This window comes from Ruegeria sp. BB5 (genome assembly GCF_056539405.1).
In genome coordinates this window covers 46,087-64,470 of the sequence record NZ_JBQFUX010000009.1, presented here as the reverse complement: position 1 = coordinate 64,470, position 18,384 = coordinate 46,087, and the positions used below count along the sequence as shown (strand labels likewise).

Below are 18,384 nucleotides of genomic sequence, written 5' to 3'. Positions count from 1 at the left end.
GCGCGCATTCGATAACGCGCGCAAATTGTTGACGCAAAATAAGACCGAACTGCGTGAGAAATATGAACCGCTTAGGACACGCTTAATCAGGCACGAGACTGGGGATCCAATTTCGGAATGCGGTCACAGGCTGGCGGGCCGTCCTGGCGAAGCTTCGGTTGGAAAACCCGGCTCTGAACAACCTTTTGAAACGGAGTGGCGAACAGCCAACCAGGAAATTGTGAGTGCCCTTTTGGCCAACGAAGAAGGGAACACTTCAGATATCGATGCGTTGCTTTGCGACATTTCTAATGATCCCCAGCGCGCCCTGTCATTAGTTGTTTTTCTGAACGATGGTTTGGATGCCAGCTACAAATCCACGCTGATTTTTTCTGCATCGCCCCTTCCACCAATGGCGCGTTTTGTGATTTTTTCACACTGGCATTGGGTCGATGAAAAGCATCTGGTTAACGCGCTGGATGAGGCAATCTCAGACGGCAAAACCTATCATGTCGAAGCTTCGCTTACTCGTGCGATGTCGGGTCGAATATCTCCGCCAAGAAAGAACGCGGCCAAGAAGCGGTTGTTCGACAAACTGTTACGCCTTGCGAGGGGTTGGGCGTCGTTTGGAAATGATCCATTGATTGAGGTGGCGAAAACTCAGGGTGTGCGCGTGGTTGGTCCAGAATCAATGCCCGCCGCATTTCCTGCAGATCAGGAATATGCAACCTCGTCGAGAGGGGTGGCATACGGTGTCGATTCTGCGCTTACCGATCGGGCGAAATCCTGGCTGGAAAACAATTCTGAAAACGCGAACGGTATCGTAGTGTTCTCGCCCCACTCTCAGAACCTGACCTTTGCTTCCAGACGTTTGCAAGTCGCATTGGCGGGAATGGGGAAGCCGGTACAAACACTTGTCGAGGTTGCACCCGAAGTTGGCGACCCTGCTGAACCCTCGGACTTTCTGACCGCCGCGCGTCGCGAAGGCTACGACATCACTTTATCGGGTCGGCGGGTGACGAAACGCAATTCCTACTCAAACCGATACTTGGACCATTTGCGGGCGGGCGGAGTGCTTCAAATATACTTCGACGGAGAAAGAGCCCCCGGCAAACGGTTGTTGGTACCGTGGCTTTTACGCCCCGGCAAACTGCCCGGATTTCCGGCGCAACTTGCGATTTCCAGCGGTGCGGATGTCTGCTTTGCTGCGACATGGATTGACGAGGATGGCGTGCCGGTCATTGACCTCGTTCCGCTCAAACTGCCGCCTCGTTCGGGTTCAAATCTGGTTCAGCGGTTGTGGCTTACCCAGCAACTGGCGCGCACTTGCCGAAGCTTTGTTTTGACACAGAAAACGCCGGTTCAGCGGCATTTGATCGCCGCTTACGGTGGAGCAATGCCAGGGCGCGAACTGGTTGATCTGGAAACCTGGACGCGCAGCGACACGGTGCGCCGTAGTAAGTTGTGTTGGCTATCCAATCATGCCCCGGACCATGTCGCTATTCGAACCGCGTCTGGGTTTATCACCTATGGGGTTTTGGCAAGCCTGTGTTTGCGCATGTCCAGCATGTTGTTGCATTTTCAGGATACTGCCCCCAATCACTCAGACCCCGAGCGTAAATTTGGGTGCCAACACCGGGTTTTGTGCCTGCTACCGGCCAGCCCTGCGGCAATTGTGACGCAACTGGCCTCGACGGCAACCGGAAGTCTGCTTTGCGTTGGTCTGCCAGAGGATTCAAACGAACAGCTTGTCGATCGCCTGAAAGCGTTTGACCCTGATTTGGTTCTTGTCACGTTTTCACTTTGGAGTCGTTTGATAGCTTCAAACCCAAAGCTTGAGAATGTGAACGCTGTGATCATCGGCGAGGATTGCGACGCAGCTGCTCTGGACTTTCTTTTAGACAGTTTTGCCGAAGCCCCGGCTTTACCACCCCTTGATCTTCGGTGTCCCGCCTATGTTGTTTACACGTCTGGCAGCTCGGGCGAGCCCAAAGGCGTTGTCCTGGCAGCGGGCATGGCCTCGCGGATGCGGGTGTTCGATTATGATCGGCCGCAAACTTTGCTAACAGTTGTGCGTTGGGACACGGCAACTGCGCTGGAAACACTGCCTGCTTTTGTGGGGGGGCACACGATTGTTCTGCCTCCAATCACCGGGTTCTCCGATCTAAAGCAGCTTTGTGATCTTATGGTCGCAACGTCCACCACAGCTTTGTCCGCTCCGTGCAGCGTATTGCACGGTATGTTGCAAAACCCCGATTTCTCACCCGAGTTTTTGCCCGGATTGTTCGTCTTTTACCCCTGGGGGGAACCGAGTCGCGCGCGTCTCATCGGGGATATAGTGAAGCGTTTTCCCAAAGCTGAACTAAACGCGACCTACGGCGCTTCGGAGTTTATTGAAGTTTCACATGGAAAGCTTCCCGCCGAAGGTTTTGCCAAGTATCAGGGATCTCCGGGTGGAATGTTCTTGGCTGGTGCAAAAGCAGTCAATGCAGACGGTCACGACTTGCAACCCGGCGAAATTGGCCGGGTCAAGGCCGTTGGCTACGACCGGACCCTGGGCAATTTCAAGAATTTGCAGGCAGGTGAGCCGGTTTTTGATCCACTCAAGGATCCCATTCTTCTTGATGATTGGGTGACCATTCTGCCTGACGGGAGTTTAGATGTATTGGGAAGAGTGGACGATGTGGTTAACATCCGGGGGCGTAGACTGTCGCTGAATGCCGTTACCGAAATCGCAGAAAACGTAGCAGGGATCGAGCGGGCCTTTGTCACCGTCGCGCAAATTCGCGAGGCAGATGCGGTTGCCATTGCCATTGAAACCAAACGCAAGGATGTCGACATTCTGGAAAAGGAATTGCGGCAGGCCATTACCGAAAATTTCTTTCCCGCCGCCGCGCCATTGAGATTTGTACACACAGAGGAACTGCCGCGTCTTCCCAGTGGGAAATTGGATCGTAAAAAGCTTCGATCAATATTGGAAAATGGGGGGACAGACACATCTGGTTTGCCAACGCGGCAACTGAAGGCTGCTACTGTGTCTGAGTCACCTCTGTCCCCTATGCTTGAGGTGTTGCGAAACTTCGCAGATCACGAGGGGTTGGTCCCGCGCGCAGGTTTTGATCCCGACAACACACACCCGTTTCTCGATTCCATCCTTAGCCTGATACTCATGCTGAGCATTGAAGAGAAGTTTGGAAATATCCCACCCGCAAACGTCTTTGATCGTCAGGGATCAGCAACCTGGCGCGAGCTTGCAGAAACTCTTGGACCGAAAGCCTGTGTTAACTCGCGGTCTGAAAGCTGATGTTCCTAGGGTCGGACTTTGTTGACGCCGCGCCTGAAACAATTTGAGCGTCAATAGCCTGCCAGGAATGTTGGAAGGTTCCGGCCCAGAGGAGTGTTTTGGAGGCGTTTGCCAAAAACACGCCCGTCGGTGTTGTGACACAGGATTTTGGATACGGCAGTACCAGCGCCTTTTCCGCTACATTCCGCAAAGTTTTCAATGTCCGCTCGACAGAGGTACTGGAGGTCAACAGTAAAGTTGCCCCGAGAGAACGGTTCCCCGATCGGAACACTCCGACATAGCTGAGTTAGAAAACACCACTGAATTTTGACCAGGTCGACGATGAACCACTGAAAACCTGTGCAGTTTGAAACAGGCCTTTAGATCACGCGCTGCTCCACCATCTTCTTTTGGTTCTTGCTGGGACTAGGCGATCTCTCGAAAACTGACTATCGAAACTCAACGATCAGATTTGGTTACGCCACTCGTTTTGAGTGACCGGGCCATGTCGCTCAAAATTCGGTAAACCTCCCCAGCATCAGGGTGCCAGTCCGCAACATCTTCGCCCTGCGAGGTGACAACTTCATCGTCTCCTCTGGCTGCTGGACCGGTCAACGCGCGTCGGGGGCCCAGGGCAATGACGTTCTGAGCAGTGCTTTCCATCAGTTTGGCGTTCAATGGCGCGATAACATCTTCCGAAACGCCGGCCACCGTCCATGCTTCTTGCGCAATTGCTTGTAATACCACGGCAAAATTGTTCGAAATCACAGCCCCGGCGTGATAAAGACTTTTGGCGTCGGAACGGATCGAAAAACATTCAGCGCCAAGATTGCCCAACAAGGGCCGAAGGAATTCAAGGGCGTCGGCGTCTCCTTCCAGCCCACATAGCGCACCCTTGAACTGATCCTTTGCCTTGTCGGGATCTGCAAATGACAGAACCGGATGGACACTTGCCAGACGCCAGGTCAATCCGCGCAGCCGAGCCATTTCATCGGCCGCAAAATACCCGCTGCAGTGAAAGGCGATGGGTGGTTTTTGTGTGCCATCTGTCGCGGAAAGCTTTGTTGCCAGATCAGAGGCAACCGCTGCTATCTGAGTATCAGGGACAGCGATGACCCAAAGATCGGCGGGGCGTAAATCGGAAATGCTTTGCACGGCATGACCGGCGTTTGCCCTCTCAACGGCTTCCTGAGCGGAAGCGAAACGCGCGCTCAGGACGTCTTGAATTTGGCAATATGGTAATGAGTTCAACAGGCTCAGGAAGGTCTGGCCGACCCGGCCCGCGCCGATCAGGTTTGCTTTGATCTGGTCCATATCCACTCGGTCCAATGCGAAAATTCGATAGGTGCAATATGCCACGTGGCTTCCCGGTCCGCCTCAAAGATTTTGGGACCGCGCAGTTTTACATTCAGGGCTTGCAGCTTCAGATGGTGGTTGCCGCAATCGATCATCCGTCAGAAAGGATCAGACATGTCACAGATGATTTTTGCGATTGTAAAAATTTGCAAAACCCTGATCGACATCCATCAATTGCGAAATATGGGAACAGCTATGAAAATACTTGGCTTCTACTTGAACAGTGCGAATGTCGCCGGTGGCTAGATGCGACTAGCCCCAAGCTAAAAAGCGCGCAGGGCAATCTTTATACAACGGTCGACAAATTCGCTGATCCACTAGACTTTGTTATCGCGCAGTTTTGCTCTGGCCCGAGCCAGATGTTCGGCAATTGTAATTATCAGATTTTTCGACACCTGATGATCGTTGGCAATTATCGAACGCAACTCTTTTGCACCCAATCGCAAGAGTTCGGTTTCTTCCAGCGCTTCCAAGTTCAAAAGCCGCTTTTCGTTCAGAATTATCGACAGATCCCCAACCATTCGCCCTAGATGCACATCAACCACCTCGTCTTTCTCGTCAGTCGTTTTTTGCCAAAACAGCGAAGCGTGACCTTTCACACACAGGTAAGCCGCGTCGGCTTCGTCCCCTTTGGAGAAAACCTCCTGACCCGCATTTGCGTGAAACCAACGCGACCCGAAGGCCAAAAGGCGTGGGCTTTTTCGGTCGAGACGCGCAAAGACCTTTGCCTGCCTTAGGGCTCGCAGTTTGATATCAAGATCCGACTCACTTTCCGGGGTAATTTGCCTGCTGTCCCCGACAACGCCATTCTCGATTGATACAAACTGAGAATATGCATCCGGATTGCCAAAGGAGCGCTCGATATAAATCTGCGTTGCCCGCGGCATCAATTTGGCCAGCTCATCGCGTGTATGCTGCCGAGTTTCGGAGCTTTGGCTGGCAAGTGCGTTTTCTAGGATCAGAACGTCCGGCCTCTTGATCCCCGCACGGCTGAGCGCGACGCGCTCTTGGAAGTCGGTCGGAATGTTGCTGCCACCGGATGCAATATCCAGGTCGAAAATCGCCTGGGCTGATTTTCTGCAAAGCCCATTTGATCGCAACGTAGCCAGCACGATTTCTTCGATCTCTTTTTCTTTTGCACCGGAAAAGACCGATATTGCGCCATAAATCGTATTTTCCAGCACCGTTCTGGTGGGCAGGAAGCGATCTATTCCAACCGGAATGAAGTATGTGTTCAACGCTTTCAGAATTTCGGGGCCCGAATTCTCGCGAATTTCAAGCGACCTCAGCTGGAACGATCTGACAAAGGCAAAACCCATCTGATCCTCTGATAGTACAAAGGGAAGCGATATCAATGTTACCTTATCTTCGTGCGAGAGCTGGACTTTCGCACTGCCCGAGAAATCATTATACGACGCAGCCAACAGCAGTTGATACGTATCATCCGTGATCCCAAGTTTTTTGAACAGGGGGTGAACGTGGATGTCGAGCCAAAGGTCGCGTGGAAATTGCCCAAGGCCTCTAGCGAAATATCTATCTGCGCATCGACCAGATAAAATTTTTTATCGTCTCAAGGAAAACAGGATCTGCAGCCAGAGATTTTCATGTGGTCGACGCCGTCGCCAAACCGGAAAACAGGTTGATGCCTAGCGGAATGGCCGGGTTGTAATCCGAGGCATCAAATCGATGAATAAAGGTGTCCAGCTTGGCCTGCTTCAGGGCCTGTTCGACCTCTGCCCGGAGGGACAAAACTGCGCCGATCAGCTCGGATTGCGTCCGTTCTGATATGGTGGATCGAAGAATTCGGCGGACTCTGAAGTCCCCGATGCCCATCGCTTCGACCAGCTTGTACCACCAGTCGCGAATTTCCTCTTCGGTTTCAAATCCGGCGATTTCGGGGCGTATCCAGTTTGCGTCCAGAGGTTTATCGGTTGGATTGGACGTCTCCCCTTGGCCGTCAGGGCCACTTGAGTTCTCGGGGTATCTTTTGAACGGCAGCATCAAGTTGTCGCCCAACGTTCCTTCGAACAAGAAAGAATCCGGTTCCGAATACCCGATCCGGCCTGAAATTGCAGCCTGATGCAGGCTCAGTAAGTTTTGATCACCAATCCTGATGCTGCCGATTGTTGGCAGCAATTCTCGCGCAATGAGATTCGCCAGGGCCGATCCTGCACTGGGATCGTCGGTCTGGATTGCGAAATTCAGTTGGTAAAGTCGCAGCATCGATACAGATTATAAGCGACCGCCAAATGTTTGCATTGGGAACAGATTTCATTGATCGACGGTTTAGTGGTATTTGAGGGAATTCAGTCGTGCGCTTAACTTTACATTCAGACTACGCACTGCGTGTGCTGACCTATTTGGCTATCGCGCCTGAAAGAAAGGCGACCGTCAATGAAATTGCGGCGGCCTATCAGATATCCCATGACCATCTTGCTAAAGTCGCGTACCGATTGAAGAAAACGGGGTTTCTTGAGGCCGCGCGCGGCCGTGGTGGCGGTATTCGCCTAAGTCCTTCTGCCTCTCAGATCACCATTAGCGATATCATTCGGGCCACGGAAGAGGACATGGCACTTGTTGAATGCTTGGGTCAGACCCGGACCTGCCGGATTACCGGTGTCTGCCGCTTTCGTGAACTGTTCCGAAAAGCACTGGAAGCCTATTTTGAAGTGCTTGATGCAATGACGCTGGAGGATGCAGTGCAGTTTCCCGAAGCGTTAAAGGGTGCGTTGAATATCGACAGGCACGCGGTCCCGCATTAACCATAGATTTGCTCAAATAGCCTGACTGGTTTGCACAAGGCAAACACTCGGCCCCCTGCTGGGCATTGGAAAAGCCGCACAGTGTTTAGACTATGCGGCCCCCCAATTTTTCATCTGTCCGAAAAATCTCAAAATGATCAGCCTAGTTGCGGGATCACATATTCGCCAATTTCCTGCACAACCTCTTTCGCGGGGCGGGATCCGTATTTCAGGTTCAGCGCGACATGAGACACCCCGATTTTGTGCAATTCGTTCAGGTGATGCAACAGATGGTTACGGCCTGACTGGGATCCCAGATGGATCGGACGCGCCGGTGTATTCGGATCGTCGACCAGATCAACGTAAAGCGACTGGGCGAATGGCTTTTCCTCGACCTTGCCAGTCTCTTTCACGGCCGCCTGCCAGGCGGCGGTGATCTGCGCCTGAAATTGCAGCGGGCGCGGGTACGTGATCCAGGCTTGCCCGTGTTCGGTAATCCACGGGATCGATTGTTGCGACCCACCAACAACCAGCAGCGGAATATTCGGCTGCGCTGCCTTGGGCAACAGATCGCATTTTCCTTAGGCAAAGATGTGTGGCCCATCCTCATGATCTGAAAGCGCTACGAGGGTTTTTGATCCGACAGCAGACGGCGTTTTTCAGCCATTGCTTCCCTGCGGCTGCGTTCGATCCCCAACCTAAAGGACTCCTCGACGAAATCGATGTGGTCGGTTGCGGCCTTTTCTGCACGTTCCTCGTCGCCGTCGATTACGGCCCGGCCAAGCTCCATATGTTGATCCAGCAGCTTTTTGCCGGTGCCATCGATCGTCTTAAGAAAGTCGCGATTGTAGAATACGCCCTTGCGCGTAAGTTCGTAGATTGAAGCCATGATATGGATCAGTGTTGCGTTCTGGCTGGCGTCGACGATTGCAGAGTGCAGCGCAAAATCTGCCTCTTGAGAGGCTTTGGTGTCGTCTTCACGCCAGGCGCGTTCATTTTCGACCAAAATCTCGGCAATCCTCTCTTGATCTGCTTTTGTCGCGCGGCGCGCTGCAAGGCGGGCGGCAAAGCCTTCCTGTTCGCGCCGATATTCCAGATAATCGAAAAAGGCGGGCTCATGTCTCTCATAAAGTGCGAGTAGTGCCGGCATCATGGCCTGACCTGTCAGAGCCGCGACAAAGGTTCCTTCACCATGTTGCGTCGTGACCAAGCCGCGCTCTTCCAGAACGGACAGAGCCTCGCGCAGTTTCGGGCGCGAAACGCGCAGCATCTCCGCGAGGTCTCGTTCCGAAGGCAGTTTGCGACCCTGTTTCAGGATGCCCGAGGCGATCAAATCTTCGATCTGAGACACAACAGCCTCGGCCAGTGATTCGTGTCCAACCGGTTCAAATATCGCTGTGGGGCTCATGGTGCTGTGCCTCTGTTCGATGTCTTAAGTAAAGATCACTGGTAAATAAATATAACCATAATCTGTTTAGATTCAAGCAGTGAGATCCGGAAGATCACCGTATAACAGGTGACTGTTTTTGAACGTAATTTGATCCATTTTCATTTCTTCTTTGCGAGTGACGTGTGTAGCTGAGGTGCCTGCATTGTTACGATGGCTCAATTCCATTGGTAAATAAAGTTGTTGACTGGTTTTCATTGGTAAAGTTAGTTTACCACCGGAATGGTGTGGGAGGGACCTGCGCCGCTGATCGGGACAATGTTCCGACCTACCCTGGAGGAGAATTCATGAAGAAGACCCTGACGAGCCTCGCCGTAGCTGCCAGCCTGCTGGCCGCACCTGCAGTTGCCGCAGACAAACTGTTGCTGAAAACCCCGATTGCCTTTTCGACCGAGCTGCCGGGCCTGGGTTCACCGATCCCGCGCGTTGCCGAACAGCTTGAGTTGATGTCGGGCGGTACGTTGAAGATGAAAGTCTACGAGCCGGGCAAGCTGGTTCCGCCGTTTGAAATTCTGGACGCTGTGTCGACCGGCAAGATCAATTCTGGCTACACTACGGCCGGATATTGGGCGGGTAAAATCCCTGCCGCGCCGCTGTTCTCGGCCGTTCCTTTTGGCCCCGAGGCGGGCGAATACATGGCTTGGCTGTATTACGGCAACGGCCTGACTCTTTACCAAGAGATGTATGATCAGGCGGGCTTCAACGTCAAAGTTCTGCCCTGCGCGATCATTGCGCCTGAAACTTCGGGCTGGTTCGCATCCGAGATCAATTCACCCGAAGACCTGAACGGCCTGAAGATGCGTTTCTTTGGTCTGGGTGGAAAAGTGATGCAGAAACTGGGCGTGGCGACCTCGCTGCTGCCAGGTGGTGAGATCTTCCCTGCGCTGGAAAAAGGCGCGATCGACGCGACCGAATTTTCGATGCCTGCCATCGACGCGCGTCTGGGGTTCCACAAGCTGGTGAAATACAACTACTTCCCCGGCTGGCATCAGCAGGCAACTGTGTTCGAACTGCTGATTAACAAGGACGTCTGGAACGAAACCAGCGACCAGCACAAAGCGATCATTGAAAGCGCCTGTAAAGCTTCGATGGCGGACAGCTTTGCCGAAGGCGAAGCCATTCAGCACGCTGCGCTGATCGACAATATTGAAAACAACGGTGTCACCATCAAACAGTGGTCGCCTGAGATGCTGGATACCTTCCGCACAACTTGGGAAGAGGTTGCAGCAGAAGAAGCCGCTAACGACGCCTTCTTCGCTCAGGTTTTGGCCGACATGAACGAGTTCCGCGACGGTTACGACCTCTGGAAAACGAACGCGTTCCTCCCTCGTCAGTAATCTCCCTTGCTGACGCAACCGGGGCGGCGGGATCCGTCGCTCCGGTACCTATTTCCTGATTTTCGGAATTTCTAACCTTTCACTGCCCGCGCGCCGGGCTGTTGAGCGAGGTATGACCATGACCACACAAAACAATCTTACCGATCCGGTCGAAGCCTATGAAGGCATCCTGGAACATCCCGAAACCGATCGTCAGAAGATCGCGGTCGCGATAGACGCAGGCGTCAAGGCTGTCGGCCATGTGGTCATGTGGGCAAACGTCCTGCTGATGGGGGCAATTTTTACCCAGGTCGCTCTGCGCTATTTGCTCAGCCAGAACTACCCCAAGTTGGACGAGATCCAGTGGCATTTCTACGGCATCGTGACGATGATCGGCATCTCTTATGCTTTGATCACCGACAGTCACGTGCGCGTCGATGTTCTGCACATGCAGCTGTCACGCCGGGCTCAGCGGGTCATCGAGGTGATCGGTATTCTTACCCTGTTGACCCCGTTCATCTATCTGATGATCGATCAGGGGTACGACTATTTCTACGAAAGCTTCCGGGTCAATGAACGCTCAGACAGCCCAACCGGCCTGCCTGCCCGCTGGGCTTTCAAGGCAGTAATCCCGATCAGCTTTGTTCTTCTAGCACTGGCGGCGCTTGCGCGACTGATCCACGATGGGCACGCGCTTTTGTATGGACCGGCCTCAGAGCGCGAAGGTGCATCTTTGCGTCGTATCCTGCTGGTTCTGGCCGTGTTTGCCGCTGTTTGCGTCGGCTTGACCTTCCTCGTGGAAACTACCGAGGAAAAGCTTGTCATCGCCATGTTCCTGACCTTCATCGCGCTGTTGTTTACTGGGTACCCGGTGGCCTGGGTTCTGGCGGGTGTCGGCGTTGCCTATTGTGGTCTGGCCTATCTGTTCGACAATGATCTGATGCTGTGGACCGGGTTGGAGAGCACCTTTACAGGGCTCGACTATCTGACCCTTGGTGCGGTTGTGAACCGTGTCTATGCGACGATGTCCAATGCGGTTCTGGTTGCGTTGCCGATGTTTATTTTCATGGGTCTGATGCTGGACGAATCCGGTGTTGCGGAACGTCTGATGTCCTCGATGCAGCGCCTGTTTGGTACAGTGCGTGGAGGATTGGCCATCACCGTTACCCTGATCGGTATCATTCTGGCGGCCTCGACCGGTATCATCGGTGCATCTGTGGTGTTGCTGGGCGTGCTGTCCCTGCCGTCGATGATGCAACAGAAATACCAGCCGACGCTTGCGGCGGGCGTGGTCTCGGCATCCGGTACGCTGGGTATTCTGATCCCGCCCTCAATCATGCTGGTGATCATGGCCGACCAGATGGCCCTGTCGGTGGGTGACCTGTTCATGGCCGCGGTCTTCCCGGGTGTGATCATTGGTGGCCTTTACCTGACATACATCTTCATACTAGCACTGGTGAAACGTGACGCGGCCCCCGTGCCTGAAGGCGCGAAGGCCCCCGACTGGGCTGCGGTCAAAGACGTAATGATCGCCGTCATCCCGACGCTAATGCTGATCCTTGCGGTTCTGGGTTCGATCTTTGCTGGTTTGACCACTCCGACCGAAGCCTCTGGCATCGGCGCACTGGGCGCGACGCTGTTGGCCCTGGGCTATCGCAAGCTTACCTTCCACAAGTTGTGGAACGTGCTGGTGTCGACCTTCAATACCACCGCCTACATCTTTGCCATCTTCCTTGGTGCAACCGTGTTTTCGTATGTCCTGCGGGAACTGGGCGGCGACGAGTTGATTGAACATGTGGTGCAATCCACCGGATTCAGTGCAAACGGTACCATCCTCTTTATCCTGTTCATCGTTTTCCTACTGGGGTTTGTGTTGGACTGGATCGAAATCACGCTGATCGTGCTGCCCCTGATGCGCCCCATCGTGAACGGCCTTGGCATCGACATCCCGGGCTTTGGCGTTTTGGACGAACCCGCGCTGGTGTGGTTCGTGATCCTGGTTGCGGTGACGCTGCAAACCAGCTTCCTGACACCGCCCGTGGGTTTCGCGCTGTTCTATCTAAAAGGCGTTTGCCCGCCCGAGATCAAGCTGATGCACATCTACAAGGGGATCATTCCCTTTGTGCTGCTGCAGCTTACCGGTCTGGCCCTGGTTTTCTTATGGCCGACCCTTGCCACCTGGTTGCCTTCGGTCGCCTATTAAGGAGTTCGCGTGATGCGTCTGAGCCAATGCCACAACTTTCATGACTTTCGGCGGCTGGCCAAAAAGCGGCTGCCGGGGCCCATCTTCAACTATATCGATGGCGGTGCAGATGACGAGGTGACGTATCGCGAGAATACAAACGCGTTTGACCGCTGCGATCTGCTGCCCTCGGTTCTGCGCGGGGTATCGGATGTTGATATGTCCGTCACAGTGATGGGTCAAAAGCTGGACATGCCCGTCTATTGTTCGCCCACAGCACTGCAGCGCCTGTTCCACCATCAGGGTGAACGCGCGGTGGCCGCAGCGGCCGAGAAATACGGCACCATGTTTGGCGTATCGTCACTGGGCACCGTATCGCTTGAAGAGCTGCGGCAAAAGCACAAGAACCCGCAAGTCTATCAATTCTATTTCCACAAGGACCGCGGCCTGAACGCCGCCATGATGCAGCGCGCCAAAGAGGCCGGTGTCGAAGTCATGATGCTGACCGTCGACAGCATCACCGGCGGCAATCGCGAGCGTGACCTGCGCACCGGCTTTTCGATCCCGTTCCGGCTGACGTTGGGGGGTATGATCCAGTTCGCAATCAAGCCGATGTGGGGGATCAACTATGTGACCCACGAGAAATTCCGCCTGCCGCAGTTAGAGGAACATGTAGACATGGGTGGAGGTGCCAGTTCGATCGGCGGGTATTTCACCGACATGCTGGATCCGTCGATGACCTGGAATGACGTCGCACAGATGGTGCGGGATTGGGACGGTCAGTTCTGCCTGAAAGGGATCATGACCGTTGAAGACGCGCGTCGCGCGGCCGAGATCGGATGCACCGGGATTATCCTGTCAAACCATGGCGGTCGTCAGTTGGACGGCTCGCGCACGCCGTTCGACCAACTGGCCGAGATCGTCGATGCGGTCGGAGACAAGCTGGACGTGATGATGGACAGCGGTATCCAGCGCGGAACCCATGTGTTGAAGGCGCTGTCACTGGGGGCAAAGGCCGTTGGGGTAGGGCGTCACTATTTGTATCCGCTTGCCGCTGCGGGGCAGGCAGGTGTCGAACGCGCGTTGGGATTGATGCAGGCCGAGATTGAACGCGATATGAAACTGATGGGTGTGACACGTATCGACCAGTTGAACCGCAATAATGTCCGGTTCAGGGACACTGCGCCCACTTTGAATGTGCAAAGGGACGCAGCATGACCAATGAGGACCTGATCGGGACGTTCCGCGCCATCGTCGGCTCTCGCCATGTCCTGACCGACAAACGCGCGACTGAACGGTTTTGCCGCGGCTTTCGCTCGGGTGAGGGCGAGGCATTGTGTGTCATCCGACCGGGTACGCTGTTGGAACAGTGGAGGGTGCTGCAAGCCTGCGTCGCGGCGGATAAAATCGTCATCATGCAAGCGGCCAACACCGGCTTGACCGAGGGCTCGACCCCGTCCGGTCACTATGACCGAGATGTGGTCCTGATAAACACTCGCCGGATGGACACCTTGGTCCCATTGAATGACGGCGCGCAGATTGTCAGCTTTCCGGGTGCCACACTTTTCGCACTGGAAAAACTACTGGCTCCGCTGGGACGCGAGCCGCATTCGGTAATTGGGTCGTCCTGTATCGGGGCGTCGATTGTTGGTGGAGTCTGCAACAACTCGGGAGGTTCCCTGGTCGAACGCGGTCCAGTTTACACCGAACTTTCGGTCTATGCCCGGATCACCGAACAGGGTGATCTAGAGTTGGTCAATCATCTGGGTATTGATCTGGGCGAGACGCCCGAAGAAATTCTGACCAATCTGGACGCCGGAACCTTCAACCGGACACCAGAATCCTCTAATAAACGCGCCTCGGCCAGTGACTATGCGCTGATCGTGCGCGATGTGGATGCTCAAACGCCGGCGCGGTTCAACGCCGACAAGGGGAAACTGTTCGAATCCGCTGGGTCTGCTGGAAAGTTGGCCGTATTCGCCGTGCGCCTCGATACTTTTCCGAAGAACAACGCTGAGAAGGTGTTTTACATCGGCGCCAACGATCCCGGTGATCTGGCCGCCCTACGCCGCCACATTCTGTCCGAGTTTAAAGTCTTGCCAGTGTCCGCAGAATACATGCATCGCGACGTGTTCGATATCACTGCGCGCTATGGCAAGGACACGGTCGTGATGATCGATAAGCTAGGCACTGACCGCCTGCCGATGTTTTTTGCCATGAAAGGGGCTGTGGATGCGCGGTTGCGACGGGTTCCGATCCTGCGCAATTTTACCGACCGCTTCATGCAAATGGCAGTGGCACTGTGGCCACGAGTTCTGCCCAAAAGAATGCTGGGTTTCCGCGACCGATTTGAACATCACCTGATCCTTAAAATGAAGGATGCCGGGATAGATGAAGCGGCCAATTGGTTGCCCGGATTTCTGGAAGGTCGTGACGCCGATTTCTTTGAATGCACAGCGCGTGAGGCCAAGATTGCGGGGCTGCACCGTTTCGCCGCTGCGGGGGCCGCCGTGCGCTATATGGCCATTCACGCAGATGAGGTCGAGGACATCATCGCCTTGGACGTCGCCCTGCGACGCAATGATCAGGATTGGCTGGAAAACCTACCACCCGAGATAAGTAATCAGCTTGTCCACAAGCTCTATTATGGACATTTCATGTGCCACGTGATGCATCAGGACTATGTGGTTCGAAAAGGGGCGGACCCTAAGGCATTGAAAGCGGCGATGCTCAAGTTGTTCGATGCGCGCGGCGCGGAATATCCGGCCGAACACAATGTGGGCCACCTGTATGCCGCGAAACCCGATCTGGCGGCACATTACAAATGCTGTGATCCCACCAATTCGTTCAACCCCGGAATTGGAAAGATGTCCAAAGCACGGAACTATGCCGGGGTTGCACCCGAATAGCCAACAGTGTCGGGAACGTCGTTAGCAGCAGACCCAGCAGCGATGGGCAGCCTTCTGGTGATACGGGTGTAGGAGATTTTTTTCAGGTCGCAGACAAAGGTACCTGGTGAAGAAACCGCAAAAACCTCTTCTGCAATAGGTTCGAAATCTGCCCGGAAATGGGCTGTACTCTTCACGCAAATCACCGAATAACTCGTTGGATTTAAACCAATATGCGTGAAATGCGCGCGATCCAGGCATTGGTTGCGTATACTTGTGACGACAAGATCAATCTCGGCCTTGTGCCCAACTAACCGAAGGGCCGCCGTCTTGCCGAGCGTTGCAATGCCACCACCATACATTTCACCCGTATAGCGACATGTGCCATCACTCAATGCCAGAACTTCAAACTTTGCTTTGACCGGAACGTGACCCGCCAAGTTGGATTTTGCACCAATAGCCAGATTGACCAATGCACCTTCACCCGCCGCATGGGCTTGCTCTGCGCTTTCGGGATCATTGAATAGGCCCATCAAAACGTTTGTGACTCCACCCTCTATCAGGGCTGCCAGCAATCCAGTGGTGTCAGACGTCCCACCCGCACCGGCGTTGTCCTGAACATCAGCCAATACAACCGGCTTTTCCCGTCTTTGGCGGCCTGTCAAAATAGCCTCTTCCAGAGACAGCATGGAACAATCAAGGCGGGTTTCCTGGGCCAAAAACAAGTTGACGATATCTTCAACGGCAGCGGCCGCTTTATTCGCTGTGGCTGCGTAGACAACGCAGGACGGGCCGGTGTCGGGAAAATCCGCCGCCGTAAAGCCAAGCGCGATTTCTGTCAGTACATCCTGCTGCTCGAATCTTGCTGGCAATTGATAGATTTCGTCGAATGGCGCAGAGCCGGTATATTGTGCATGCAGCGGAATAAGATATGGCACCGCTTGAAACGCTTTGCTCAGTGTTTCACCTGCCAGCAAACGCTGTAGCACAGGAACACACCTTGCGCCTGTTTCCGCCATATCCAGATGAGGGTAGGTGCGAAAGATCGACAGGTAATCTGCGTGTTCAACCATCTGAGCCGAGATGTTGGCATGCAGGTCTAAACTTGCCACCACTGGAATTTCTGGGCCCACGAGATTGCGGACGCGACGCAAAACCTCTCCCTCACCATCAGCTAGGCTTTCGGTGACCATCGCGCCGTGCAGATCAAGATACACGCCGTCAATCTGACCCGCAGCGCGGATTCCATCCAATAGCATCCCGCAAATCGTTTCGAATGCGTGATCGGTTACATGAGCAGATGGCTCTGCCGAACACCACAGTATCGGCACGACTTCAAACCCTACTGCGGCAGCCGCTGCAGCAAAACCTGCGGCGGGCAGGTTCATGCCAGCCGTTTCCGAAATAACCTGCGCGCCTAGCAGCATACTAGGCCAGGAATCCGCCATCTCAAACTCGGCCAGACCAGCCTTTGTCACACCATAGCAATTGGTTTCATGCTGAAACCCCGCGATCGCGATACTCTTGGCCGTCATTAGGTATGCTCGACTTCTTGTTCGGTGGGCAGTGCTGAAAATACTATTTGACCGTTGCGAATTGTTTCCAGCACCCGTGTGTCTGTCAGGTGATCCGGGGCGTGCAAAGGGTTACGCGAAAGAATGGCGAAATCAGCGACCTTACCCGGCTCGATAGACCCGCGCTGATCCTCTTTGAAGACTTGCCAGGCTGCGTCGATAGTTTGTGCGCGTAAGGCCGACAGAACGCTGATCTTCTGACCCTCGCCAAGCATACGGCCCGAAGCGGTTTTGCGATTTACCGCGCAATGGGCCAAGTGGATCGGACGTGTCGGCGTGACCGAGGCGTCGTTGTGGATCGTGTATCGCACGCCGAACTTTTCCGCTGACGCCGCAGGGGAAATTCGCGCAGACCGCTCGGGCCCCAGGAAGGTGTCAAAGTGGCGATCCCCCCAAAAATACACATGAGCGGGAAAGAAGCTGACGGTCAGGCCAAGCTGGGCCATACGCCTTAGCTGATCATCCCGCAGGGCCTGACCGTGGATAATGGTATGGCGATGATCTGCGCGGGTGTGCGCCTGCAGGCCTTTTTCAACCGCATCAATGAACATCTCGGCGCCGGCATCGCCATTGCAGTGGCAATGAATTTGAAGACCTTTTTCATGAAGCCTGCGAACGTCAGCATCCAGCTGCTGTTGCGAGGTGTAGACCATTCCGCATGGATGATCCGAATCTATCGGTCGATAATAGGGGGCCGACAGATAGGCGGTCTGCAACTGAAACGCCCCATCCGTGAACAGCTTGCGCGGACCCAGTGTAAAATGTGGGTTGCCGGGCCAATTCGCGCCGATCCAATGCGTGCTTAGTTTGGGCTCCAGGCTTGCGATGGGCAAAAGCTCAATGTCTATTCCCGGGTCCTGATCCGCAGGCAAACTGGCAAAGTGATCCAGCATGGCCTGCGAAGTCCAGGCATTCTGCGCATAGGTTACACCGTGGGCCAGGTATTCGTCACGACAGGCATCAAAGCCCTGCCAAAATCTTTCCCGGTTGATAAGGAAATCCGTGTCGCCCATCTCACCCATGGCCGATAGCCCTTCGATCAACCCCGTTAAGGCGCCGGTATCGGGATCGCGACCAAAACGGCCACCTTCCGGGTCAGGGGTTTGACGGTTTATCCCGCGCCTCTCGAGTGCAACAGAATTTGCGACCCCGTTGTGACCCGACGCATGGATAACCCAGATGGGATGGCGTAATGATACGTCGTCCAACTCGGCCCGTGTGGGCATTCGGTGTTCTAGAATGGACGTATTGTCAAACGACACCCCCATGACCCATTCACCCTCGGGCGTCGCGTCGGCTTTCTCTCGAAGTCTGTCCAGCGCCTGGGCCATTTGTGTGCAATCCCCCAATGGGGGCGGGGACAGGTCAACACGGAACAGTCGGATAAACCCCGGATCCGGGAAGTGCCCGTGAGGGTCGATAAACGCAGGAATCAGAGTTCGCCCCTGCAGGTTATGCTCTTTGACATCAGAAGGCATGCGAGCGCGCAGGTCAGCTTCGGACCCTACCGCCTGGATTCTGTCACCTGCAGTCAAAACTGCCTCAGGCGAAGAATTCTGTGCATCCATCGTCAGGATTGTGCCATTGAAATAGAGTGTGCTTGGCATTGGACTACCTA

At 54.6% G+C, this 18,384-nt stretch carries 13 protein-coding genes; 6 read left to right on the top strand and 7 right to left on the bottom strand.

Annotation, left to right across the window (positions count from 1 at the left end; translation table 11 throughout):
• Positions 1-220 precede the first annotated feature (220 nt).
• Positions 221-3,283, top strand: a complete 3,063-nt coding sequence (locus ACR0DL_RS17525) for a class I adenylate-forming enzyme family protein (protein WP_480690498.1) — start codon at positions 221-223, stop codon at positions 3,281-3,283.
• 438 nt (positions 3,284-3,721) lie between these two features.
• Here ACR0DL_RS17525 and ACR0DL_RS17520 read toward each other — a convergent pair whose 3' ends face one another.
• From ACR0DL_RS17520 to ACR0DL_RS17510, 3 genes are all read right to left on the bottom strand, one after another.
• Positions 3,722-4,576, bottom strand: a complete 855-nt coding sequence (locus tag ACR0DL_RS17520; protein ID WP_480690496.1) for a Rossmann-like and DUF2520 domain-containing protein — start codon at positions 4,574-4,576, stop codon at positions 3,722-3,724.
• A 359-nt stretch (positions 4,577-4,935) separates the two neighbouring features.
• Positions 4,936-5,856 (bottom strand): cyclic nucleotide-binding domain-containing protein, encoded by a 921-nt coding sequence (locus ACR0DL_RS17515; protein WP_480690494.1) that lies wholly within the window; start codon positions 5,854-5,856, stop codon positions 4,936-4,938.
• A gap of 364 nt (positions 5,857-6,220) precedes the next feature.
• Positions 6,221-6,841 carry a hypothetical protein gene (locus ACR0DL_RS17510; protein WP_480690492.1) on the bottom strand — a complete coding sequence of 207 codons (621 nt, stop codon included), beginning with the start codon at positions 6,839-6,841 and terminating at the stop codon, positions 6,221-6,223.
• Between the two features lie 89 nt (positions 6,842-6,930).
• Here ACR0DL_RS17510 and ACR0DL_RS17505 point away from each other — a divergent pair, with 89 nt between their 5' ends.
• On the top strand, positions 6,931-7,380 hold the full coding sequence (locus ACR0DL_RS17505; protein ID WP_480690490.1) for an RrF2 family transcriptional regulator: 450 nt from the start codon (positions 6,931-6,933) through the stop codon (positions 7,378-7,380).
• A 137-nt stretch (positions 7,381-7,517) separates the two neighbouring features.
• Here ACR0DL_RS17505 and ACR0DL_RS17500 read toward each other — a convergent pair whose 3' ends face one another.
• A complete protein-coding gene (locus ACR0DL_RS17500; protein ID WP_480690488.1) occupies positions 7,518-7,925 on the bottom strand; it encodes an LLM class oxidoreductase in 408 nt (135 codons plus the stop codon).
• A gap of 56 nt (positions 7,926-7,981) precedes the next feature.
• Complete coding sequence (locus tag ACR0DL_RS17495) at positions 7,982-8,767, bottom strand: FadR/GntR family transcriptional regulator (RefSeq protein WP_480690486.1); 786 nt, start codon at positions 8,765-8,767, stop codon at positions 7,982-7,984.
• Between the two features lie 326 nt (positions 8,768-9,093).
• Here ACR0DL_RS17495 and ACR0DL_RS17490 point away from each other — a divergent pair, with 326 nt between their 5' ends.
• From ACR0DL_RS17490 to dld, 4 genes are all read left to right on the top strand, one after another.
• On the top strand, positions 9,094-10,143 hold the full coding sequence (locus ACR0DL_RS17490; protein ID WP_170351184.1) for a TRAP transporter substrate-binding protein: 1,050 nt from the start codon (positions 9,094-9,096) through the stop codon (positions 10,141-10,143).
• Positions 10,144-10,261: 118 nt separating this feature from the next.
• Entirely contained in the window at positions 10,262-12,325 is a 2,064-nt protein-coding gene (locus ACR0DL_RS17485; RefSeq protein ID WP_480690484.1) for a TRAP transporter large permease subunit, read from the top strand.
• Between the two features lie 12 nt (positions 12,326-12,337).
• On the top strand, positions 12,338-13,522 hold the full coding sequence (locus ACR0DL_RS17480) for an alpha-hydroxy acid oxidase (protein ID WP_170362619.1): 1,185 nt from the start codon (positions 12,338-12,340) through the stop codon (positions 13,520-13,522).
• Positions 13,519-15,213, top strand: a complete 1,695-nt coding sequence (dld, locus tag ACR0DL_RS17475; RefSeq protein ID WP_480690482.1) for a D-lactate dehydrogenase — start codon at positions 13,519-13,521, stop codon at positions 15,211-15,213. The genes ACR0DL_RS17480 and dld overlap by 4 nt, the downstream gene beginning before the upstream one ends.
• On the opposite strand, the gene ACR0DL_RS17470 is transcribed toward dld, so the two are convergent.
• Entirely contained in the window at positions 15,189-16,727 is a 1,539-nt protein-coding gene (locus tag ACR0DL_RS17470) for a M81 family metallopeptidase (protein ID WP_480690480.1), read from the bottom strand. The two genes, dld and ACR0DL_RS17470, sit on opposite strands and share 25 nt — an antisense overlap.
• Complete coding sequence (locus ACR0DL_RS17465) at positions 16,727-18,373, bottom strand: amidohydrolase (RefSeq protein WP_480690478.1); 1,647 nt, start codon at positions 18,371-18,373, stop codon at positions 16,727-16,729. The genes ACR0DL_RS17470 and ACR0DL_RS17465 overlap by 1 nt, the downstream gene beginning before the upstream one ends.
• Between the last annotated feature and the right edge of the window lie 11 nt (positions 18,374-18,384).